Consider the following 24,052-nt stretch of genomic DNA (forward strand, 5'->3'; position numbering starts at 1 on the left):
CCACTGGCGGATGCGGCGTGAACGCCTTATCCGCCCTACATGTGCATCCTGTAGGCCGGATAAGACGCGACAAGCGTCGCATCCAGCACTTGTACCGCGCCACTGGCGGATGCGGCGTGAAGCCTTATCCGCCCTACATGTGCAATCCTGTAGGCCGGATAAGACGCGACAAGCGTCGCATCCGGCGTTTATTGCGCCGCTGCGTACAGGCTGACAATCTGCTCCAGGCTGGCGGTACGCGGGTTGCTACGCAGACAAATATCTTCCTGCGCGGCCTGCGCCCATGCATCGTAATGCGCAGATGTCGCACCAACATCGCCCAGCCGTTTACCAATCCCAACTTCCACAATCAGCTCACTTACCGCGTTAATAGCGTCACGATCGTCCGATTTTTTAGTTCGCAGCGCCCGACCAACCTGGCTAAAGCGTTCACGACAAACCATTCGGTTAAACTCCATCACCGTTGGCAGCAACATGGCGTTCGCCAGACCGTGCGGAATATGCAGCGCCGCACCCGACTGATGCGCCATCGCGTGACACAACCCAAGCCCCGCGCTGGAAAACGCCATTCCGGCCATACATGAAGCCAGCAACATGCTCTCGCGCGCAGCAAGGTCATGCCCGTAGCCCACCGCTTTCGGCAACGATTTACCGATCATCGCGATTGCGCCAATCGCCAGACTGTCGGTAAACGGTGTGGAGTTCAACGCGCTGTACGCTTCAATGGCATGAGTTAACGCGTCGATACCGGTCATCGCCGTGACATGCGACGGCACGCCTTCGGTCAGCGCGGCGTCGAGAATGGCAACATCCGGCATCAGCGAAGCATGTGCTAATACCTGCTTGCGCCCGCTCACTGCGTCGATAATCACCGTCACGTTAGTGGTTTCAGAGCCGGTTCCGGCAGTCGTTGGAATGGCAATCAGCGGCAGGCGTGATTGCAGAACGCTGTTTTCTGACATCCCGGCCAGTGTGCTATCGGGGTTCGTCACCAGCAACGCAACGGCTTTCGCCGCATCCAGCACCGACCCACCGCCAAACGCGATCACCCCATCGCAACCCGATTCACGCAGTTGCGCCACAGCCGCACAAACGTCAGTAATACACGGTTCGCCCACCGGACACGGCCAGAGCGTGATGGCAATTCCTTTGACGGCCAGACTACGCATAAGGCCAGCGGTCATCCCCGCCTGATGTAAAAAGCTGTCTGCCATTACAAACAGATGTTTCAGGCCACGGGTTTGCGCTTGTTGTCCACAACCGCTCACCGCGCCCAGACCGCTGAGCGTCACTGGCGGAACGCTAAATGTTTTTACCCGTTGCAGATTCAGGGTATCGAATGCCTGAAAGAGCGCCGTTTGCAATTCATTTTGCATAGATCCCCTCCGCTTTCTCTCGCCCGCTACTGGCTATCGCCAGCGGGGTCATAAACAAACTGTGCTGCGGTAAATGCACCTGTAATGCAGGGAATTGTTTGCGAAACAGTTCCGCCACGCCCGGTTGCATACAGGAACCACCTGCCAGCCATAAATCAGTAATGCTCTGCCCTGCGATATGTCGGGCGACAATGTCCGCCATTTTTTCGTATACCGGCTTCACCGCAGGCCAAATTTCTTTGCCGTGACCGCGCTTGTAATGCTCCGCCTCTTCCAGCGGAATGCGACGATTTCCGGCGAGGGTCAGAGAGATATGATGTCCGCCAGTCGCTTCATCTGCCGAGTAAGTCACTTTGCCCTGTTTCACAATGGCAATACCGGTGGTGCCACCGCCGATATCCACTACGCCAGCGTTGTCCAGTTGCAGCAGGTCTGCCACCGCCGTTGGCTCATCCAGCACATGACTCACTTCCAGTCCGGCAGATTCCAGCACGTTGATGGAAATACGCGCATCCGTCCCCGGGGGAAATGACGTCGCCGCATGACTAAAACGGCGACCCAATTGCTGCTCAAGGGTGTCAAGATGGCGACGAACAATGGTGACTGCGCCGAAGAAATCCCAGACGATGCCGTCGCGGACCACATCGGCCCAGTCGAGGCATACCGCCACCGGCTGACCGTCGCGGTCGACGACCATTGACACCACATCGCAGGTGCCCAGATCCACCCCCAACCACAGCGGAGATTCCGTCGCCGCTGGCGTCTGGTTACACAACGTTGCCGCTGTTTGCAGACGTGGGGTGAGCCATTGTTCGTCGTGCGCCATCTGTTACTCCTTAAACAATGCGAAACGCATCGACTAATACACAACGGCGCAGACGAACAAACGTCCGCGCGCTGGTTACCCCTTCACCGGTTGGCGTGGTGATGGTCATCGTGGTCCAGCCTTCTCCGCCCAGCCCCAGCCCGGCAATGCACGACCCGTTCTTGACGAAAATGCTGGTATCAATGGCGTTTGCCATCTGGTTCATGTTGTCGATATTGCGCGAGTGCATTGCCGCCGTGTGGTGGCAACCACCTTCCAGTTTCACCGCCAGCGCAATGGCATCAGCCACGTTGGTGACGCGCACGACAGGCAACACCGGCATCATCAGCTCGGTAACGGCAAAGGGATGTTCTGCAGTGGTTTCCACAAACAGCAAACGCGTTTCTTGCGGGACGTTCAGGCCAATTGCTGCCGCGATTTTCGCCGCGTCACGACCTACCCAGTCACGGCTGACGGTGCCTTTTCCGCGCTCGTCGATATTTTTCAGCAACACAGATTGCAGTTGCTGTGCCTGCTCTGCGGTCAGTTTCACCGCGTGCTGGCCTTCCATCAGGCGCATCAGTTCATCGGCTACGCTATCAACGACAATCAGTACCTTTTCATCGGCACAAATGATGTTGTTATCAAAAGAAGCGCCTTTGACGATGGAATGCGCGGCACGGGCGAGGTCGGCGGTTTCATCCACCACCACCGGCGGATTACCGGCACCTGCGGCAATCAGGCGTTTATTGGTGTGTTTGCGCGCCGCTTCCACTACCGCTTCGCCACCTGTCACCACCAAAAGGCCAATGCCCGGAAACCTGAACAAGCGTTGCGCGGTTTCGATATCCGGATTTGCCACGGTAACCAGTAAATTTTCTGGCCCGCCTGCGGCGACAATCGCCTGGTTGAGTAACGTAGTCGCCCGCTGAGAGACTTTTTTCGCCGCCGGATGTGGGGCGAAAATGACGCTGTTGCCCGCGGCGATCAGGCTGATGGCGTTATTAATTACAGTTGCCGCCGGATTGGTTGACGGTGTCACCGAAGCCACCACGCCCCAGGGTGCGTTTTCAATCAAGGTCAGGCCGTTATCACCGGTCAGCACCTGCGGAGAAAGGCATTCAACACCCGGCGTACCGCGCGCCTGAGCGACGTTTTTGGCAAATTTATCTTCAACGCGACCCATGCCGGTTTCACTAACGGCAAGTTCCGCTAAATCTCTGGCGTGCTTTTCGCCTGCTTCACGAATAGCAGCAATGGCTAACTGGCGCATCGCCACACTTTTTAACTCAGGTTGCGCCACTTTAGCAGCCGCAACGGCGTCATCCAGGGAAGCAAAAACGCCCATCTCATGAACGGCGGCGGGCGGTGTATCACTGCTTTGCATTTTCAGCAGCACCGCTTTCACCACCTGTTCAATATCCTGTTGATTCATGATGTTCTGCCTTATTTGTGGAAAATGACCTGACCGCCAGACACCACCTCATCGACAATGCCAATCACGCACAAGTCGACCGGCGACGTTTCGCTTTTATGCGCCTGGCGGGCGGAACTGCCACTCACCAGCAACACCCACTCTCCGGTTCCTGCGCCAATATTGTCGATAGCGACGGCACACTGCCCATCGGGATTTCCCTGTGGATCAATCATTTCCACCATCAGCAATTTGTCATGCGCCAGTCCGTGATGGCGTACGGTACAAACAATTTGTCCTGTGACGACTGCCAGTTTCATACCCGCCTCCATGGCGTATTTCAGGTAAAAGCTCCCCCTACCCTCCGCAGAAGGTAAAATGAACAAGGAGAGAGCGTGACGCCCGAATCGACGTCACACAGGGTGATTACAGGTTGCTGCTGTCGCCTTTCAGGCCGATCGGAAAGACTTCTTCCAGGTCGCCGTGCGGACGCGGGATAACGTGTACGGATACCAGCTCGCCAATACGCTGTGCCGCTGCGGCACCGGCATCGGTCGCGGCTTTACAGGCAGCAACATCACCGCGAACCATTGCAGTCACCAGACCGCCACCAATCTGCTTAACACCAACCAGTTTGACGCGCGCGGCTTTCACCATCGCATCAGAAGCCTCAATCAGTGCAACCAGGCCCCGGGTTTCGATCATTCCTAATGCTTCCATTGTGTTTTCCTCTTTATAGGGGTCCAGAACGGGACCGTTCATTCAACCAGTGTGGGTAAACTGCTTTCGCGGTTCACTTTTGTCTGACGCGGTACGGCGGCCACCAGCGCCAGCTCGATAATTTCCTGCACGCTACAACCACGCGAGAGATCGTGCATCGGCGCGGCAAGTCCTTGTATCAATGGCCCGACGGCACGATATCCGCCAAGTCGTTGTGCGATTTTGTAGCCAATATTTCCCGCCTCTAGCGACGGAAAAACCATCACATTGGCGTTGCCCTGAAGCGGGCTGGCAGGCGCTTTTTGCGCTGCCACTTCCGGCACAAAGGCGGCGTCAAACTGCAACTCGCCATCCACTACCAGTTGTGGCGCGCGTTCACGGATTATTTCTGTCGCCTGCTGAACGTTAGCAACGCAGGGGTGGCGGGCGCTGCCGTTGCTGGAAAATGACAGCATCGCCACGCGCGGCTCTTCTCCGGTGATAGCCCGCCATGTCTCGGCGCTGGCAAGCGCGATATCAGCCAGTTGCGCCGCCGTTGGTTGCGGCACTACGCTGCAATCGGCAAAACCCAACGCAGGGCCGCTGTACTGCGGCAACATCAGGAAAATGGAGGAGAGCGTTTTACAGTCAGGTTGCAAACCAATAATGCGTAATCCGGCACGCAACACATTCGCCGTGGAAGAGAGATTGCCCGCGATACAGACATCCGCTTTACCGGCGCTAACCATCGCGGCGGCGAACATCAACGGGTCGGTGAGTTTTTCCAGCGCATCCGGCGGCGTTTTTTCTCCCGCACGGGTCAGCCAGCGCTGGGCAAATTCTTCCCGCATTGCGAGGTTGCCATGCGGATCAATGGCCTGTAGTCCATCCATCGCCACACCATGAGTGAACGCAAACTGGCGAAGTTCAAACGGACTGGCGACCAGAATGGGCGTCGCCAGGCCTTGCTGATGCAGATATTGCGCAGCTTTCAGCACACGCTGGTCTAACGCATCCGGAAAAACCACTCTGGCGGGCGCTCGCAACGCCAGTTCACGACAACGTTCAATAATCATTGCGTTTCCCCCAGTCGTTGTTGGATCTGTTTCACCGTTAGCGGCTGCTTCGTTACGCTCAAAATCATCATCACGTAAACCGTGCTGGAAAGGCGGTTCAGCGCCTGCAAGATGTCCGGACGCAGTACGTTAAAACTGCGGGTAATAAACACCTGCGCCGCGACGGTTTCGGTTTCCCGCACTTTGGTTCGCAGCAGGTTCAGCAACGCCGCATCGCGTCCGTGGCTGGCTTCCGGCACCAGATGATCGTGGTCGAGATAACGCAGCGGCTGGTGAGAAAGCCGATGCAGCTCTTCGTCAGAAAACCCGACAATCGCCTGATCGGCCAGCGGTTCCCCCAACGCATCGGCACGCATAATGTTGCCAAGACGCGAACGGATATCCGCCAGCCACGGCTGCCACGGTTCCGCCAGTTCAATTTGCAGCCACACTGTCAGCGCAATGGTGCTGTCGAGGACAGCGCGAAAACCCAGGCGCGGATCGCTTTTAGCGACCATTTTTTCCGCCGACAGGTGAGTCAGCGTGTCAGGCTTTTTTGCCACCGGCTGGCGACACAGTTCGCAGCACGCTTGCGGATATTCATCGCTACTGGTCAACCCGTGAACACGCTGCGGCTGCTGCAGTTCATCGTCAACAAACAAACTCCCCTGCTCATCAATAAACTTGATGCGCAGATGGCGGCTTTCCAGCAACTCCCGGGCAGAGGGCGTCAGGCGACTGTCCGCAGGGAGATGGATCTCTGCGCCTTCGCTGAGCGTATGGTTTGCTCTTAGCCATGCTTCGGTGATGAAATCTTTCATAGGGATTGCCAGTTCGCCGGCCAGGCGACATACAGGAACTTCACGCTGGATGTCGTACCAAATTCGATGCTGGAACCTTTCGGGATAAACATCACATCGCCCGCTTTGGCGATCATGGTTTCGCCTTCGTGGCGAACATGCAGTTCCCCTTCCAGTACCATGTCGATTTCGTCGTAGTTCAGGGTCCACGGGAAGAAGGCGTTCTCCCACTGCATAAAACCGGCGGCCATGCTGCTGCCGTCGTCTCCGGTCACGAGATCAGTCAAGCCCACGCAGTGCGGTTGTGCGCCATCGAAACGACCAAATTTCACGCTGCCGCCATCAATCACTTTGATGCCGCCTTTGCCGGTCACCGATTTAAAGCTCGGCTGCATTGCGCCCTGCTCCAGCGACTGTTTTTCCTTCATCACTTTTTCCATCAGTTGCGCGACCAGGCTTTCGGTAAACTGGCCTTCCGGTAACTGGGCGATGATGGTTTCGCGGATGCGCTGGTTTTCGGTTTTATCGGCTGGCGCGCTGGCGGGAACGGATGCCGTTACCGGCGTCGATTCATCGCACTCGATGATGGTAACCCCCAGCAGGGCCGCCACTTCTCGCGCTTCCGGGGTAATAATGCTGGCACGCAGAACCACGGACATTGCCTGTTCGCCGCGTGAATGTGCTTCACGAATATCATTCGCTGTGATGAGTTTTTTCACCTGCTTCCTCCTGTTCGGTGAGAGATGCCAGATAATCCACCAGTTGCTGCACGCTTTGCGGGTCGTGGCTGTTTAGCGCGAAAATCGGTTCTTCGAAGCCCGTCTCAAGCAATAGCTGTCGCGTAGCGGCGATGTCAGCATCTGGCATGTCCGTTTTACTGATGACGGCGATTTGCCGTTTAATAACGCCAATATCCAGCAACCCGACAGGTAATCGGCTTTCCGGGTCATTCGCGCCGTGGACACAGATCAGCATGTCCACATCCTGTAGCGTGGTAATTAAGGCGTGATACAGGCGGGGATGGCTAAAATATTCACCTGGAGTATCAATATCACCCTTATCATTAAATTCCACAGCCTGCGTTTTTCTGGCGAGAGCGTAATTCCCCTGCAAAGCATTAAAAAGCGTTGTTTTTCCTGCCCCGACGGCCCCCACAAACGCGATTCGTTTCATGAATGCCTCGTATTAACTTTTCGTCATTTCACACAGCGTATAATTTAATAAGCGCCCTAAACCGCTAACGGTTTGTAATAAAGCTTCTTCCACTGCGCCCACCGAGCCATAAATCACCAGAGCACCACTGAAGCGGTCGAGAAAACCAATGTGTACGTCGGCGGCTTTCAATGCTAAATCACCGGCAATCATCGCCGTTTCTCCGGGAGTTAGCGTCATAATGCCGATTGCACCTGCATCCGGAACACCGATTTTCTTCGCCAGTTCCTCGCCAGGGTGCGCAATGAGATGTGCCAGCGTGACCTGTTTCCCGGGCACAAATTCCTGAATGATGCGTTCTTTATCCATGAGTCGCCGCCTGTGAAAAACTTGCGGCTATCGTGACAATTTTTCGTCAGAGTAAATAACAAAATTCGGCAAGCGAGTTTGAAAGGTGAGGTAGATCACTAAGAATGGGGAGATATTTTATGTAATGCATATATTTTCACGTGCAGCACATGAATATAATTAAATTGATATTGATTTATTTTTATATGGCGTACTTTATTATTCGAAAAACCAGTAATAATCCCTTCTGATATATTGCGGTAAATCGCTTACCCCGAATAATTCAGGGTAAGCGTGATTTAACATTAAGAATTACAGCGGTTGAGTTTGCGCTTCAACCACGGCCAGCGCCACCATGTTAACGATACGACGCACTGACGCGATTGGCGTTAATACGTGAACCGGTTTTGCCACGCCCATCAGCACCGGGCCGACCGTCACACCTTCCGAGCTGGAAACGCGCAACAAGTTGTAACTAATGCGGGCGGCTTCCATGTTCGGCATCACCAGAATATTGGCGGAACCTTTCAAAGGGCTGTCCGGCATACGGTCGTTGCGAATCGCTTCTACCAGCGCCGCGTCACCATGCATTTCACCATCAATCATCAGTTCAGGAGCACGTTCTCTCACCAGCTCCAGCGCTTTACGCATCTTGCTTGACGACGGGCAGTCAGAAGAGCCGAAGTTGGAATGCGACAGCAGAGCAACGCGCGGCTCAATACCGAAACGACGGACCGTTTCTGCCGCCATCAAGGTGATCTCCGCCAGCTCTTCTGCATCTGGCTCATTATTGACGTAAGTATCAGCAATAAAGGTGTTACCACTCGGCAGCAGCAGCGCGTTCATTGCGCCAGCGGTGTGAACACCATCGCGATAGCCAAACACATTTTTCACCACGCTGAAGTGTTCGTGATATTCGCCCACCGTACCGCAGATCATTGCATCGGCTTCGCCACGCTGAACCATGATCGCGCCGATCACAGTCGGGTTGCTGATCAGAGCACGCTGCGCCTGTTCCTGAGTTACACCACGACGCTTCATGATCTGGAAGTATTCGCTCCAGTACTCTTTAAAGCGCGGATCGGATTCGTTATTGACGATCTCAAAATCAACGCCCGCTTTGATCTGCAAACCCAGTTTCTGAATGCGCATTTCGATCACATTTGGACGACCAATAAGAATTGGTTTTGCCAGTCCCAGCGTTACCAGTTCCTGAGTCGCGTGCAGAACGCGCGCCTCTTCCCCTTCAGGCAGGACAACGCGCTTCGGCGCTTTGCGAGCCTGGGAGAAAATCGGCTTCATAAACAGGTTGGTTTTGTAAACGAACTCGGTCAACTTGTCGATGTAGGCGTCAAAGTCGGCAATCGGGCGCGTCGCCACACCGGACTCCATTGCCGCTTTTGCCACCGCTGGCGCGATCTTGACGATCAGGCGTGGATCGAACGGTTTAGGAATAATGTATTCCGGGCCAAAGCTCAGATCCTGATCGCCATAGGCAGAAGCAACCACTTCGCTCTGTTCCGCATGAGCCAGTTCAGCAATTGCGCGTACCGCTGCCAGTTTCATCTCTTCGTTGATGGCCGTTGCGCCAACGTCCAGCGCGCCACGGAAGATGAACGGGAAGCAAAGCACGTTGTTGACCTGGTTCGGATAGTCGGAACGACCGGTACAGATGATGGCGTCCGGACGCACTTCTTTCGCCAGCGGCGGCAGAATTTCCGGTTCCGGGTTCGCCAGCGCCAGAATCATCGGCGCGCGAGCCATTTTCTTCACCATCTCCTGGGTCAGCACTTTCGGGCCGGAACAGCCGAGGAAAATATCCGCGCCTTCAATCACATCGTCGAGGGTACGTTTGCCGTCATCCACAACTGCATATGCCGCTTTGGTTTCCGCCATGTTCGGCTCGCGCCCCTGATAGATAACGCCTTTTGAGTCGCAAACTACGATGTTGTGTTTTTGCAGACCCAGCGCCACCAGCAGGTTCATACAGGCGATTGCCGCTGCACCTGCGCCAGAAACCACCATCCTTACGTCGGAGATATTTTTCTCCACCACGCGCAAGCCGTTGAGGATGGCGGCGGTGCTGATGATTGCCGTACCGTGCTGGTCGTCATGGAATACCGGAATGTTCATTCGCTGGCGCAGTTTCTGCTCAATGTAGAAACATTCTGGCGCTTTAATGTCTTCAAGGTTGATACCACCGAACGTCGGTTCGAGTGCGGCGACCACTTCAATAAATTTATCCGGGTCCAGCTCATCAACTTCGATGTCAAACACATCTATCCCGGCGAATTTCTTAAACAGAACGCCCTTGCCTTCCATTACCGGTTTGCCTGCCAGTGCTCCAATGTTACCGAGCCCCAGCACTGCCGTACCGTTAGAGATCACCGCCACCAGGTTACCGCGCGCTGTATATTTGTAGGCTTTTAACGGATCTTTTTCGATTTCAAGACAAGGCGCGGCGACGCCAGGCGAATAGGCCAGCGCCAGATCACGCTGCGTTGCCAGAGGTTTGGTCGGAGAAACCTGGATTTTCCCTGGGACTGGAAATTCATGGAAATCAAGTGCACTTTGTTTTAACTGGTCATCCATTTGGTTGTTCCTTTCACGTAACGTTCACAAAAATGTGTGGGTTGCTGCCTTCGCCCACAACGTGGCGCACATTATCACCTTGCCGGAGCTTTCAGACTTTGAGCAAGTCCAAACTCTCCACATCAAAATAATGTTTCGGTAATAATCCTATAACACTGATGTTACCTGCTTAATCCAGCAATACCATGCCTGTCTGCTATGCTTTTTTGATGCGTTTCGCGAAATTTGTCAGAAGTGTGAATTAACGCACTCATCTAACACTTTACTTTTCAAGGAGTATTTCCTATGAACGAGTTAGACGGCATCAAACAGTTCACCACGGTCGTGGCAGACAGTGGCGATATTGAGTCCATTCGTCACTACCATCCTCAGGATGCCACCACCAATCCTTCGCTGTTACTCAAGGCTGCCGGATTATCACAATATGAGCATTTAATAGACGATGCTATTGCCTGGGGTAAAAAAAACGGTCAAACCCAGGAACAACAAGTCGTCGCGGCCTGTGACAAACTGGCGGTCAATTTCGGTACAGAAATTCTCAAAATCGTACCCGGTCGTGTGTCGACAGAAGTTGATGCACGCCTCTCTTTTGATAAAGAAAAGAGTATTGAGAAAGCGCGCCATCTGGTGGATTTGTACCAGCAGCAGGGCGTTGAGAAGTCACGCATTCTGATCAAGTTGGCTTCGACATGGGAAGGAATTCGCGCGGCAGAAGAGCTGGAAAAAGAAGGTATTAATTGCAATCTGACGCTGCTGTTTTCCTTTGCTCAGGCACGAGCCTGCGCAGAAGCAGGCGTTTTTCTGATTTCACCGTTTGTGGGCCGTATTTATGACTGGTATCAGGCGCGCAAACCAATGGACCCATATGTGGTAGAAGAAGATCCGGGCGTCAAATCAGTACGCAATATCTACGACTACTATAAACAGCACCGTTACGAAACCATCGTGATGGGCGCAAGTTTCCGCCGTACCGAGCAAATCCTCGCTTTAACCGGTTGTGACCGTCTGACCATCGCGCCGAACTTGCTGAAAGAATTGCAGGAAAAAGTCTCGCCGGTGGTACGTAAATTAATCCCGCCTTCTCAGCATTTCCCGCGCCCTACCCCTATGAGCGAAGCGGAATTTCGTTGGGAACACAATCAGGATGCGATGGCGGTAGAAAAACTGTCTGAAGGCATCCGCCTGTTCGCTGTCGATCAACGCAAACTGGAAGATCTTCTTGCCGCCAAACTGTAAACCAGCCACGGAGTGTTCTATGTCCCGAAAAGACCTTGCCAATGCGATTCGCGCGCTCAGTATGGATGCGGTGCAAAAAGCCAATTCTGGTCATCCCGGCGCGCCGATGGGCATGGCCGATATTGCCGAAGTGTTGTGGAACGATTTTCTTAAACATAACCCCACCGACCCGACCTGGTATGATCGCGACCGCTTTATTCTCTCTAACGGTCACGCATCGATGCTGCTCTACAGTTTGCTGCATCTGACCGGTTACGACCTGCCGCTGGAAGAGCTGAAGAACTTCCGTCAGCTACATTCAAAAACACCAGGTCACCCGGAGATTGGCTATACGCCGGGCGTAGAAACCACCACGGGGCCGCTGGGTCAGGGGCTGGCGAACGCAGTCGGACTGGCGATAGCAGAACGCACGCTGGCGGCGCAGTTTAACCAGCCGGATCATGAGATTGTCGATCACTTCACTTATGTGTTTATGGGTGATGGTTGCCTGATGGAAGGTATCTCCCATGAGGTCTGTTCACTGGCGGGAACGCTGGGACTCGGTAAGCTGATTGGTTTTTACGATCACAACGGGATTTCGATTGATGGTGAAACTGAAGGCTGGTTTACCGACGATACGGCAAAACGCTTTGAAGCCTATCACTGGCATGTTGTCCACGAAATCGACGGTCACGATCCGCAAGCGCTGAAGGAAGCTATTCTCGAAGCACAAAGCGTGAAAGATAAGCCGTCGCTGATTATCTGCCGCACGGTGATTGGCTTTGGCTCGCCTAATAAAGCGGGTAAAGAAGAGGCGCACGGCGCCCCACTGGGTGAAGAAGAAGTGGCGCTGGCACGGCAAAAACTGGGCTGGCATCATCCACCCTTTGAGATCCCCAAAGAAATTTACCACGCCTGGGATGCCCGCGAAAAAGGCGAAAAAGCGCAGCAGAGCTGGAATGAGAAGTTTGCCGCGTATAAAAAAGCCCATCCACAACTGGCAGAAGAGTTTACCCGCCGGATGAGTGGCGGTTTGCCGAAAGACTGGGAGAAAACGACTCAGAAATATATCAATGAGTTGCAGGCGAATCCGGCGAAAATCGCGACCCGCAAAGCCTCGCAAAATACGCTTAACGCTTACGGCCCAATGCTGCCGGAGCTGCTTGGCGGTTCAGCGGATCTGGCTCCCAGCAACCTCACCATCTGGAAAGGTTCTGTGTCGCTGAAGGAAGATCCGGCAGGGAATTATATTCACTACGGGGTGCGTGAATTTGGTATGACCGCTATCGCCAACGGCATCGCGCACCACGGTGGATTTGTACCGTATACCGCAACGTTCCTGATGTTTGTTGAATATGCCCGCAACGCCGCGCGTATGGCGGCACTGATGAAAGCGCGGCAGATTATGGTTTATACCCATGACTCGATTGGTCTGGGGGAAGATGGCCCGACGCACCAGGCGGTTGAGCAACTGGCCAGTTTGCGCTTAACGCCGAATTTCAGCACCTGGCGACCGTGCGATCAGGTAGAAGCGGCGGTGGGCTGGAAACTGGCTGTTGAGCGCCATAACGGACCGACGGCGCTGATCCTCTCCAGACAAAATCTGGCCCAGGTGGAACGCACTCCGGAGCAGGTGAAAGAGATTGCTCGTGGCGGTTATGTGTTGAAAGACAGCGGCGGCAAGCCGGATATTATCTTGATTGCTACCGGTTCAGAGATGGAGATTACCCTGCAAGCGGCAGAGAAACTGGCGGGCGAAGGACGCAATGTGCGCGTGGTTTCCTTACCCTCGACGGATATTTTTGACGCCCAGGATGAGGAATATCGTGAGTCGGTGCTGCCCTCAAACGTTTCTGCCCGCGTAGCGGTAGAAGCAGGTATTGCCGATTACTGGTACAAATATGTCGGTCTGAAAGGGGCGATTGTCGGAATGACAGGTTATGGCGAATCTGCTCCGGCGGATAAACTATTCCCGTTCTTTGGCTTTACTGCCGAGAATATTGTGGCAAAAGCGCATAAGGTGCTTGGGGTAAAAGGCGTCTGATGCTGATTGCCGGATGCTGATTGCCGGATGCGACGCTGACGCGTCTTATCCGGCCTGGCGCGTCTTATCAGGCTTACATGTTCCCGCCATGATGTTTAACGGGTGATCCACAACGTGGGCCAGGCGTCTGGTCCATGCCAGTTATCGCAAGTTGGCTCTGCGGCGTAACGCACCAGACGAAAGCGCTGGCCGTCAAAACGCCAGCGAGTCTGGATACCACAATCGCTTAACCCACGCCCTTTCGCTAACGTCACCAGTTCACGCGACTTTTCATCAAATGTCGCGTTCATCAACTCCAGTTCATTCGTCTCCTGACCGTTGTTGAACGGTAAGCGCAACCTTACCGGGCGCGATGCCAGCGGTTTTTTACGCGAAACGATCCACGCCAGATCAATGGTGTTATACGCGCCAGCCTCACAGCCAATCATCATTAATGCCTTGTCGTCGGTCAGCGCCGTGACGCTCACTTCACGACGCAACGGGTCAAGCGAACAACGCAGCCCCTTCATCCGCCAGTTACCGTAATCCAGCAAATCGTTACGTTCTTCAAGTGAGAGTGGCGTTGGCGTTGGATTCACTACTGCGACCTCTTTCAGTGCAGGCGCAGGCGGCACGCTAAGCGGCGGCTCATCCCCTTTCTTGATCCACGCGGTTTCACTACCAACGCGCTTTTGTTGGGCATCAATAAATATCAACGCCGCTTTTAAACCGCTCAAAGAAATGGTCTGCTCGCCGTCACGTAAGGTGATTGCCTTCCCATCCTGAACCCTCTTTAAAAACGCGGTGATGGTCGCCGTATCATCGGTCACTAATAACCACGGCGAAATTCGCCACTTATCTCCTATTAATGCCAGCGGCTTTCCATCTAATAGTAGTCGTGGCGCTATCTCCTCTTCCAACGCATCCGGTGATTTCAAACCACCACGCTCAATACGTAAAACGGCGTCGGTATGCGCCCCGGCACTGCGGCTAAGAGTCATCACCAACCCATTGTGATCGCCTGTGTTGCGCGCTACGCAGAAATTTTGATTATTACAAGTGACCTGCCAGTCGGAAAACGTCCGTTGCGCTGGTGCTGCTCACGCTAAAGACGTCGGCAACAAAGCGATAAACATGAGAAGGAAAATGCGATAGCGCATGGACGGTACGACCCCAGAAGTTCAAACAAACAGCACAAGTCGTATCTTCGTTGCGCAGATAGCGCGGCTCAATCGGATTTATCGGATTGAGCCAATAATAATCAGCGAAATATTATTGTTACTTTTCAGTCCATTAAATGTGACGCTTGCAAATAGTTAAGCAATAACACCGTCTTACCGTCACGTATCTCGCCAGTTTTGATCATCTCCAGCGCCTGGCTGAACGGCAGCTCGAGCACTTCAATATCTTCATCTTCTACGCCGCCACCCGCGTTAGCGCGCTGACTGTCACTGTATTCCGCGATAAAAAAGTGGATTAACTCGGTTACACCGCCAGGCGACATATACAGTTCAAATAATTTGCGTACTTCGCCAACTTCATAACCCGTCTCTTCAATCGCTTCTTTGCGAATACAGACTTCCGGTTCATCGTTATCCAGCAGCCCGGCGCAGGTTTCAATCAACTGCCCACTTTCATTGCCATTAACCCAGGTGGCAACGCGGAACTGACGAATCAGCACCACGGTCTTTTTCTTCGCGTTGTACAGAAGGATCGTCGCACCATTACCGCGATCATAAACCTCACGTTTATGGCGGATCACTTCGCCATCTTTGCGCGTAAGATCATAAGTAATGTTGTGCAGGGTGAAATAGTTATCGGAGAGAATTTTGTCTTTGATGAGGGTGATTTGTTGCGTCATACCGACTCCACAGCGCGAAATGAACTGTTATCTTACGCTGTGAAGTCGGGTTTGTCTGTGTATGAAATTAGTGAGATTTGACTGATTTTACCCCCAGCCAGTCAATAATTCCCTGCGCCGCATGACGCCCTTCCGCCATTGCGGTAACCACCAGATCCGCACCACGCACGGCGTCGCCACCGGCGAAGATTTTCGGGTTCGTCGTCTGGTAACGGTACTGGCTTTCAACGTCCGCCACAATACGGCCCCATTTATCCACATTGACACCGTGCGACTCCAGCCACGGCATCCCATGCGGGTTAAAACCAAACGCCATAATCACCGCGTCGGCTGGCATGACAAATTCACTACCTTCAACCGGCACCGGACGTCGACGTCCTTGTGCATCCGCTTCACCAAGACGCGTGCGCAGGAAACGAATTCCGCAAACGTGACCTTGTTCATTCAGCTCAAGCGCCACCGGCTGGACGTTAAATTCGAAGTTCGCTCCCTCTTCGCGGGCGTTTTTCACCTCTTTTTTCGAGCCAGGCATGTTAGCTTCGTCACGACGATAGGCACAGGTGACGTTACTCGCGCCGTGACGCAACGCGGTGCGCACACAGTCCATTGCGGTGTCGCCACCGCCCAGTACCACGACATTTAGTCCGGCGGTATTGATAAACGGCTCTTCCGGTAATTCTTCAAGCCCCATCACCTGTTTGGTGTTAGCAATGAGGAACGGCAGAGCGTCATAAACGCCCGGCGCATCTTCATTGGGTAAGCCCGCTTTCATGGAACGGTAAGTACCTACGCCAACGAAGACCGCATCATACTGTTCCAGCAACGCATCCAAAGAGACATCTTTGCCCACTTCACAATTGAGTTCGAAGTGAATTCCCATCGCGCTGAAGATTTCCCGACGACGCGCCAGCAGAGATTTATCCAGTTTAAAAGAAGGAATGCCAAAGGTGAGCAGGCCGCCGATTTCCGGATGGCGATCGTACACCGTCACCTCAACACCGTTACGCGTCAGGACATCCGCACAAGCCAGCCCCGCCGGCCCCGCGCCGATAATCGCCACCCGCTTGTCGACTTTGGTGACGTGGCTTAAGTCAGGCCGCCAGCCTTTCGCCAGCGCCTGATCCGAAATGTAGCGTTCAATGTTGCCGATGGTTACCGCGCCGTGTTCATCGCGAATGGTGCAAGCACCTTCACACAGGCGGTCTTGCGGGCAGACACGCCCGGTAATTTCTGGCAGGGTGTTGGTCTGGTGAGAAAGCTCGACCGCTGCGTCGATGTTTCCGGCTTTCACCAGTTCAATCCACTGTGGAATATGGTTATGCAGCGGGCAAGTCCATTCACAGACGCTGTGTTCACCGCACTTCAGGCAGCGCGAGGCTTCTCGCTGCGCCTGATCGGCACGAAACGGTAGATAAATCTCATCAAAGCCAGTTTTACGCGCTTCAATTGCCAGTTTATCCGGCTCGCCGCGCGCGGGCGTTGCCTGCATTTGCTCAACTTTACTCATCACCGGCATTTCTTGTGCCGTTGTACTGGCATGCCAGGGTTGATGTTCCTGAAGAGCGGTGCGTAAGCGGCGGGATTTCGCCATGCCGGATAATGTGGAGTCGGTGACCAGTTGCAACGCATCCGCCGGGCAGTTTTCGACACAGGCGGGGCCGTTTTCTCGCCCTGCGCACAGGTCGCATTTATGCGCTGTAGCTTTCACTTTACCCGCAGCGACGGGGGTCAGGACGATTTGCATGGTGCCAAACGGACAGGCCACCACGCAGGATTTACAGCCAATGCACTTTTGTTGATTGACCTGAATACTGTCATCAACATGGCTGATCGCGCCATTGGGGCAGCTACGGGCACAGGGCGCATCTTCGCAGTGATGGCAGGTTACCGCACTACGCTGTTGCTGATGTTTAATAACCGTAATTCGGGGGTGAAAATGGTGTTGGCTCAAGACATGTTGTTCATCATTGTGAGCCATGACACAGGCGATTTCACAAGCATGACAACCCAGACATTGCTGACTGTTGGCCATAATAAAACGATTCATAACGACCTTCTTTTTTGGTTGTAAAAACCTTATTCTTTATATGAGTGTTGTTATTACCCGACTTACAGGGGAATCGGCAATATTCATTTGCCCAGGGCAAGTAACTATTTCGCTATAAACTGTGGCAGATCAAATAATCTCATCGCTTATTAAATTGCGTTTCAGCGACCTGAAACATTAATTATTTTATGTGGAGAAGACGCGTGTGATTGTCAAACGACCCGTCTCGGCCAGTCTGGCCCGGGCCTTTTTTTACATTGTGCTGCTGTCGATCCTTTCCACTGGTATTGCTCTGCTAACTTTGGCGAGCAGTTTGCGCGATGCCGAAGCGATCAATATTGCCGGATCGCTACGTATGCAAAGTTATCGTTTGGGTTACGATCTGCAACGCGGCAGCCCGCAGCTCAATGCGCATCGCCAACTGTTCCAGCAGGCACTGCATTCACCGGTATTAACCAATCTCAACGTCTGGTATGTGCCAGAAGCGGTAAAAACTCGCTATGCGCATTTAAATGCCAACTGGCTGGAGATGAATAACCGGCTCATTAACGGCGATTTGCCGTGGTATCAGGCTAATATCAATAGTTATGTCAATCAGATAGACCTGTTCGTGCTGGCTTTGCAGCACTACGCTGAACGCAAAATGCTGCTGGTGGTGGCGATTTCTCTGGCTGGCGGCATCGGTATTTTCACGCTGGTCTTTTTTACTCTGCGCCGCATACGCCATCAGGTGGTTGCCCCTCTGAATCATCTGGTGACCGCCAGTCAGCGTATTGAACACGGGCAGTTCGACTCACCGCCACTGGATACCAGCCTGCCGAATGAACTGGGGCTGCTTGCAAAAACCTTTAACCAGATGTCGAGCGAGCTGCATAAGTTGTACCGCTCGCTGGAGGCGTCAGTAGAAGAAAAAACCCGCGATCTCCACGAAGCGAAGCGCCGTCTGGAAGTGCTGTACCAATGCTCGCAGGCGCTAAATACCAGCCAGATTGATGTACATTGTTTCCGTCATATTTTGCAGATTGTTCGCGACAATGAAGCGGCTGATTACCTGGAGCTTAACGTTGGTGAAAACTGGCGGATTAGCGAAGGAAAGCCAAACCCTGAACTGCCGATGCAAATTTTGCCGGTGACCATGCAAGAGACAGTATATGGCGAACTACACTGGCAAAATAGTAACGTGTCAGCGTCAGAACCGCTGCTTAACAGCGTTTCGTCGATGCTGGGTCGTGGTTTGTACTTTAATCAGGCGCAGAAGCATTTTCAGCAGTTGCTGTTGATGGAAGAACGCGCAACCATCGCCCGCGAGTTGCACGACTCGCTGGCACAGGTGCTTTCTTACTTACGTATCCAGTTGACATTACTGAAGCGTTCGATACCGGAAGATAACGCCACCGCACAAAGTATCATGGCCGATTTTTCCCAGGCGTTGAATGATGCTTATCGGCAGTTGCGCGAGCTGTTGACCACTTTCCGTCTGACACTCCAGCAGGCGGATCTCCCCTCTGCGCTGCGTGAAATGCTGGATGCGTTGCAAAACCAAACCAGTGCCAGACTGACGCTCGACTGCCGTCTGCCAACCCTGGCGCTGGATGCACAAATGCAAGTGCATTTGTTGCAAATTATTCGCGAGGCGGTGCTGAATGCGATGAAGCACGCCAACGCCAGCGAAATTGCCGTCAGTTGCGTCACCGCGCCGGACGGCAATCACACGGTCTATATCCGTGATAACGGTATCGGCATCGGTGAACCGAAAGAGCCCGAAGGTCATTATGGTCTGAATATCATGCGCGAGCGTGCAGAACGGCTGGGTGGTACGCTGACTTTTTCGCAACCTTCTGGCGGTGGCACGTTAGTGAGTATTAGCTTTCGCTCTGCGGAGGGTGAGGAAAGCCAGCTTATTTGACATCCATGCTCGAAATAAGCCGACTTTAAATAAGGCTCTACGACTGATATAAGCCTGATACATTTACTTACCCGGCTGCGAAACAACACCGGGTAAGCCCTCTGTATTTTACCAACTGTAACGCAGGTTCAGACTGCCATTAAGATCGTTATAGTTATGGCTTCCTGTCTCACCAACAACCTGGCCAGTAATACTCCACTGGCAGTCCTGGTTCGCCTGAATCCCTACTTTCGCCTGCGCCCGGTTAGTCGGGCTATCCTGTTTCATCTCCGCGCCATCGAACGAAACTGAAACATCACCGCTAGTGTACAACCAGTTCACTTCGGCAAATGGCTGGATCATGGATGTTGCGTTCCTGTGCAATTTACCATCCACACGCAGCCCCAGACGGGTGGTCCAGCTATCACTATCCTGATCGTCAATACGAGTGCCGTTATTGTCGATAACGCTGTCAGCATCATACTTCTGCCAGGTCGCCTGCGCCTGTGGTATCAGGCTCACTGTATTCTGGTTACTCAGCGCAATATCGTGGCGGTAGCCCGTCTCCAGCGAGATGGCATGTGCCGTGGAGTCATAACCCTCAGAACCTACATCACCGTTACTCACGCTGTTGTTGTAGAAGCCATACTGATACCAGCTATCGACATAAACCCCTTGATGGTTTTGCGCATCAGCAAACTAGGTCGCATATACTCCGAGATTGTAGCCATCAACATTACCTGTCGCGCTGAACCGACTGCCGTCCGCGCCACGATTACCCTCGCTGTCGGTGTCTGCGTTGATGTAACTGGCCATCACGCCGACTTTCAGACTCTGCCTGTCGTTATCCCACGCCAGGATATCGCCGCCCAACTGAAACTGCGAATAGTTGTTGTTGATATCAACATTGCCGTCAGCCGCCTGCGACCCGGCATTACCCGCCTTGAAACGCATCCAGACACTGCCATCTTCATTATGGTACTGACTACCTTCGCGATCGCACAACGTCTGCATTTGCAGGTTACGCACCATCCACTGGTTACCGAGGTAAGCGCCGATATCAGGGCGATATTGCGGCGTTACCGGGACATCGCCACTATCATCCGGTTCCGGTGGAACGGTGGATTGTGAGCGTAAATACCAGTCGCCTTCATCTTCATACAGACGGTATTCATACAGCCCAATCTGCACCTGGTTACCCTGGGTAAAGACACCTTCTGACTGGCCGCCGACATCGATCACTTCAATACCATTTTTCGTCTGTGCGCCTTTACCATTGACGTTAGCAACATAGACCGTCGTGTTACCCGAAGTATCACCGGAGATGACCAGTTTATCGGTTGGTGAACTGTCGTCGCCCAGTTGCGTGTTGAAATACAGATTACCGTTGTCGCCAGTGTAGTTACCGTTGATGGTTAGTGTGTTGCCCGTTTCGCCTTCATGGCTCATAGCAATCTTGCCACTGTTGTAGACATCGCCGTTCACTACGCCGCTGCCGCCGAAAGTGGCACCAGAGTCAACATTTACAGCCCCCTGGCCAGACGCATCCGGCACGCCAATTACTCCGGTATCCGTCAGCCACAATGTGCCTTCGGTGACGCGAGTTTCACCGCTGTAAGTGTTGGCAGTGTTCAGGATCAACGTGCCGTCACCCGCTTTGGTCAGCGTTTTGCCATCCCAGCCAGTCACGCTGTTCGGGTCGACATCCGCCAGCACCGTATTCAGCGTAAAGCTGCCATCGGGATCGCTGAGGGTAAAGATGCCGTGCGCATCCGTCGCCGCATTATTTTCATCCGCATACCAGGAGAGTGACGCCGTCAGTTCGTATTGCGAGTTATCGGCGGGTACTACACGGCTGTCAACCGTCAGGAAATCCGTTTCTTTGGCTTCGATTCCGGCGACGGTCAGGTCGTCAAAGTCCCCACTAATGGCGCTGTCGGCATCGATCAGCGTGAAGGCGTAAGGGGCATGGGTAAGCGGATCCTGAATATTGCCAATCCCGGTGATATTCAGCGTGCCGTTCAGGCTGACGCTGTCGGCGGTAATGATTGGGCTACTGGCATCCGCGCCTAAATCAATGCTCAGCACGCTGCCCTCCTGCTGGTCAAGCACGGTCGTACTGAGCGTTGCGCTCGCCGCCAGCGAGGTGGTGCCGCCGCTAAACGTCGTCAGGTTCGCCAGTACATATTCTCCCGCCGCATTCAGATTCAGCATGGCGTAGTTATCCACGTCGCCCATCCCCAGCGCACCAACGTCACTGGCATTCAGCGTGCCTTCGGCAATCAGCGTGCCGCCGCTGTAAGTGTTGGCATGCGCAATGGTGATGGCGTTAGCGCCCTGTTTCACCACTTTACCCGTGCCAAGCGCGGAAGCATCAGCCACCCGGAAACTGGCATAATTACGGAGGGTCCAGGAGCAGCTAAACCCGCTATTGTCACCGCTGAGGGTGGTATCGCCTGTGCTCCAGACATCGCCGCTGCCGCTGATGTTGTTATCCAGAGTACCGGATGCGGATTCAATGAGCAGCAGGCCATCAGCCACAATACGCCCACTGCCAAGTTCCAGGGTTTGAGCCTCCACCACGGCATACTGCTCAATGTCGATACTCGCACTCAGTCCGCTGAGATCGCTCGTCTGCCCGATAATAAGATCGCCGTACACATCCAGCAGGCCGCCGCCGGTCACGATGCCGTTAAACCAGGAGGTCATATAGCTGTCGCCTCCCAGAGTCAATTTACCTCCGTCCAGATCCAGCGTGCTCCCGACATCGCCATATACGTACTCAAGGTTCTGGCTCATGCCATCCAGGTCAAAGGTGGAGCCAGATTCCAGCTCCAGCCCCCCCTCTTCACCCAGCGAGTTATCGACTCCGGCAATCAGGGTGCCACCGTTAACGAGCGTGTTGCCGCTGTAAGCATTCGCCGCCTTCAGGATAAGCGTGCCGTCACCCGCTTTGGTCAGCGTTGAACCATCCCAGCGAGTGGCGTCGTTCGGGGCAACATCGGCCAGTATGGTGTTCAGCGTAAAGCTGCCATCGGGATCGCTCAGGGTAAAGGTTCCGTGAGCATCTGTGACCGCACTGTTTTCATCTGCGTACCAGGACAGCGAGGTGGCGAGCTCGTACTGCGAGTTATCCGTGGGGTTAATACGACCCGCGACCGTCAGGAAGTCGATCGCTCTCGTCTTCATTCCGGCGATGGTCAGGTCGTCAAAGTCGCCGTTGATGGTGTCATCGGTGTCGATCAGCGTGAAGGTGTAGGGATCATGGCTGAGCGGCTCCTGAATATTACCCACCCCAGTAATATTCAGCGTACCGTCCAGCGAGGCGCTGTCGGCGGTGATGATTGGGCTACTGGCGTCTTCCCCAAGGTTGATATTCAGAACGCTGCCATCCTGCTGGGTGAATACGCCGGTGTTAAGCGTTGAACCCGCCGCCAGCGTGGTGGTGCCACCGCTAAATGTCGTCAGGTTCGCCAGCACGTATTATTCCTTTTTAATTAAAGTTCAATAAAGCGCCTTATTTTGAGGAAAGAAACAAACTCACCTATTATGATTTTCATAACAGAGAACTTTTTATCCCAATGCTCTGGTAATAAACACATATTGCGCGCAATATAATTTAATAAAATTTGGCGCAATATCCCCCTTACCCATAACAAGTATTGAAAAACATCCAAAAACATTCATCAGAGTAAAGTTTTTTATTTTTGGCGCTAACACGCCACCGTTGCTGATATTTAACCAACAACGTAAAATCATTATTATCGACAAGTTAGTGATTAATCACTTCCATATTACATCTTCATCTACCGTTCACTAGTTAATAGTGGACTACTGTTAGCCTGCCTGAAACAAGGTGCCAAAACAGTCTTTAAAATGTTCCGCACAAAGAAAAAATATAAATAAAATCAATTAATTATAATCAATAAACATAAACACACATAATGCAAAAGTTAATAAAAAACCATTGCAAACCATGCCAATACATTTTATTGGCAATAGTTCATCCGGAGCGACACCCCCTCCATGAAATAGATATTAAAAATAGTAACAGTTTATTTAAATAAAGTCATATAGTTTTTATAGATCGATCCATATGAAGAATAGTTCACGGTGTACCTACCAAGATGATTAAAATATTTTCTCAGAAAGCTAAGAATATTTACCACATCACTTAGCACATGATTTTCAACCAAAAAAATGGTCTTCTCATTTTAAGAACCATAGAGGAAAAAGATACCCGACGTTAATTAATAAGATAGAGAGCAAGTCATATTCGTATAAAACAATAGATATCAAAAATAATTCCACACAAACAAAATACAAGAATCATACATGACATCGATTTAATATCTCTATATATTCATATGATTATTAGCAGAAGTCATAAAATAGTGTTTAGTATGTTGATGAGCGTCAGCAAAAACGAGCAGTTTCCTCGCTTATTGATATGGAACCAGACAAACGAAATATCCGCTTTTTGCAAGCTCTCCGGGAAAAACGATGCCGGGCAACGATTCCGTTAAGAAGAAATTTTGTTAACATCCTGCTGCGGCTTTACATTTGTAAAGGTGAGTTTTCGCTGACAGGGTTCGAATGATGCTCTTCCTTGCGATATCAAAATAAAAAACCGCTATATTTTTTATTAAAAATTCAACAAATTAGAAAAACATTCCGTTCATGCACCGCAATGGAAAGAGATAGCTGCCGTTACTTTACGCTTATGCAAACTTTGCTACAGAGTGCTGATAATTTACATTATCTCCTTTTTTTCTCCACG

General features: G+C 52.7%; 16 protein-coding genes and 2 pseudogenes. 3 read left to right on the top strand and 15 right to left on the bottom strand.

Features of this window, described 5'->3' with window-relative positions; translation table 11 throughout:
• Window positions 1-188: 188 nt before the first annotated feature.
• The 11 genes from eutG to maeB all read right to left on the bottom strand — a co-directional run bounded on the left by eutG (window position 189) and on the right by maeB (window position 10,241).
• Window positions 189-1,376, bottom strand: a complete 1,188-nt coding sequence (gene eutG / locus C0K55_RS01805) for an ethanolamine utilization ethanol dehydrogenase EutG (RefSeq protein WP_105224835.1) — start codon at window positions 1,374-1,376, stop codon at window positions 189-191.
• A complete protein-coding gene (eutJ, locus tag C0K55_RS01810; RefSeq protein ID WP_016262237.1) occupies window positions 1,366-2,202 on the bottom strand; it encodes an ethanolamine utilization protein EutJ in 837 nt (278 codons plus the stop codon). The genes eutG and eutJ overlap by 11 nt, the downstream gene beginning before the upstream one ends.
• Window positions 2,203-2,212: 10 nt before the next feature.
• On the bottom strand, window positions 2,213-3,616 hold the full coding sequence (locus C0K55_RS01815; protein WP_105266009.1) for an aldehyde dehydrogenase family protein: 1,404 nt from the start codon (window positions 3,614-3,616) through the stop codon (window positions 2,213-2,215).
• Window positions 3,617-3,627: 11 nt separating this feature from the next.
• The gene (eutN, locus tag C0K55_RS01820) at window positions 3,628-3,915 is read right to left on the bottom strand and encodes an ethanolamine utilization microcompartment protein EutN (RefSeq protein WP_000762196.1); all 288 of its coding nucleotides are present in this window, start codon (window positions 3,913-3,915) and stop codon (window positions 3,628-3,630) included.
• A gap of 106 nt (window positions 3,916-4,021) precedes the next feature.
• Window positions 4,022-4,315: an ethanolamine utilization microcompartment protein EutM gene (gene eutM, locus C0K55_RS01825; protein WP_000387719.1), complete on the bottom strand. Its 294-nt coding sequence runs from the start codon at window positions 4,313-4,315 to the stop codon at window positions 4,022-4,024.
• Between the two features lie 38 nt (window positions 4,316-4,353).
• Window positions 4,354-5,370: a phosphate acetyltransferase gene (pta, locus tag C0K55_RS01830; RefSeq protein WP_000583002.1), complete on the bottom strand. Its 1,017-nt coding sequence runs from the start codon at window positions 5,368-5,370 to the stop codon at window positions 4,354-4,356.
• Window positions 5,367-6,170 (bottom strand): ethanolamine utilization cob(I)yrinic acid a,c-diamide adenosyltransferase EutT, encoded by an 804-nt coding sequence (eutT, locus tag C0K55_RS01835; protein ID WP_000651314.1) that lies wholly within the window; start codon window positions 6,168-6,170, stop codon window positions 5,367-5,369. The genes pta and eutT overlap by 4 nt, the downstream gene beginning before the upstream one ends.
• A complete protein-coding gene (eutQ, locus tag C0K55_RS01840) occupies window positions 6,167-6,868 on the bottom strand; it encodes an ethanolamine utilization acetate kinase EutQ (RefSeq protein WP_000733938.1) in 702 nt (233 codons plus the stop codon). Before eutQ ends, eutT begins: the two co-directional genes overlap by 4 nt.
• Window positions 6,843-7,322, bottom strand: coding sequence for an ethanolamine utilization acetate kinase EutP (gene eutP, locus C0K55_RS01845; protein ID WP_105266008.1), 480 nt, complete (start codon window positions 7,320-7,322; stop codon window positions 6,843-6,845). The genes eutQ and eutP overlap by 26 nt, the downstream gene beginning before the upstream one ends.
• A gap of 12 nt (window positions 7,323-7,334) precedes the next feature.
• Window positions 7,335-7,670: an ethanolamine utilization microcompartment protein EutS gene (gene eutS, locus C0K55_RS01850; protein WP_000356954.1), complete on the bottom strand. Its 336-nt coding sequence runs from the start codon at window positions 7,668-7,670 to the stop codon at window positions 7,335-7,337.
• Window positions 7,671-7,961: 291 nt separating this feature from the next.
• The gene (gene maeB / locus C0K55_RS01855) at window positions 7,962-10,241 is read right to left on the bottom strand and encodes an NADP-dependent oxaloacetate-decarboxylating malate dehydrogenase (protein ID WP_000342663.1); all 2,280 of its coding nucleotides are present in this window, start codon (window positions 10,239-10,241) and stop codon (window positions 7,962-7,964) included.
• Window positions 10,242-10,526: 285 nt separating this feature from the next.
• Here maeB and tal point away from each other — a divergent pair, with 285 nt between their 5' ends.
• Together tal and tkt are read left to right on the top strand one after the other, a co-directional pair.
• The gene (tal, locus tag C0K55_RS01860; RefSeq protein ID WP_001003730.1) at window positions 10,527-11,477 is read left to right on the top strand and encodes a transaldolase; all 951 of its coding nucleotides are present in this window, start codon (window positions 10,527-10,529) and stop codon (window positions 11,475-11,477) included.
• Window positions 11,478-11,496: 19 nt separating this feature from the next.
• On the top strand, window positions 11,497-13,500 hold the full coding sequence (gene tkt / locus C0K55_RS01865; protein WP_105266007.1) for a transketolase: 2,004 nt from the start codon (window positions 11,497-11,499) through the stop codon (window positions 13,498-13,500).
• A gap of 95 nt (window positions 13,501-13,595) precedes the next feature.
• Here the strand turns inward: tkt and C0K55_RS01870 are convergent.
• The 3 genes and pseudogenes from C0K55_RS01870 to aegA form a co-directional block, all read right to left on the bottom strand.
• Window positions 13,596-14,639 (bottom strand): annotated as a pseudogene (locus C0K55_RS01870) (DUF1176 domain-containing protein).
• A 125-nt stretch (window positions 14,640-14,764) separates the two neighbouring features.
• Entirely contained in the window at window positions 14,765-15,340 is a 576-nt protein-coding gene (nudK, locus tag C0K55_RS01875; RefSeq protein WP_000193712.1) for a GDP-mannose pyrophosphatase NudK, read from the bottom strand.
• Between the two features lie 67 nt (window positions 15,341-15,407).
• A complete protein-coding gene (gene aegA / locus C0K55_RS01880) occupies window positions 15,408-17,387 on the bottom strand; it encodes a formate-dependent uric acid utilization protein AegA (protein ID WP_105266006.1) in 1,980 nt (659 codons plus the stop codon).
• A gap of 205 nt (window positions 17,388-17,592) precedes the next feature.
• On the opposite strand from aegA, the gene narQ reads away from it, so the two are divergent.
• Window positions 17,593-19,293, top strand: coding sequence for a nitrate/nitrite two-component system sensor histidine kinase NarQ (narQ, locus tag C0K55_RS01885; RefSeq protein ID WP_010378985.1), 1,701 nt, complete (start codon window positions 17,593-17,595; stop codon window positions 19,291-19,293).
• A gap of 108 nt (window positions 19,294-19,401) precedes the next feature.
• On the opposite strand, the pseudogene C0K55_RS01890 reads toward narQ, so the two are convergent.
• Window positions 19,402-22,755, bottom strand: a pseudogene (locus tag C0K55_RS01890) (autotransporter outer membrane beta-barrel domain-containing protein); the annotation flags it as partial.
• Window positions 22,756-24,052 lie beyond the last annotated feature (1,297 nt).

This window comes from Escherichia sp. MOD1-EC6098 (assembly GCF_002965865.1).
Lineage (GTDB): Bacteria > Pseudomonadota > Gammaproteobacteria > Enterobacterales > Enterobacteriaceae > Escherichia > Escherichia marmotae.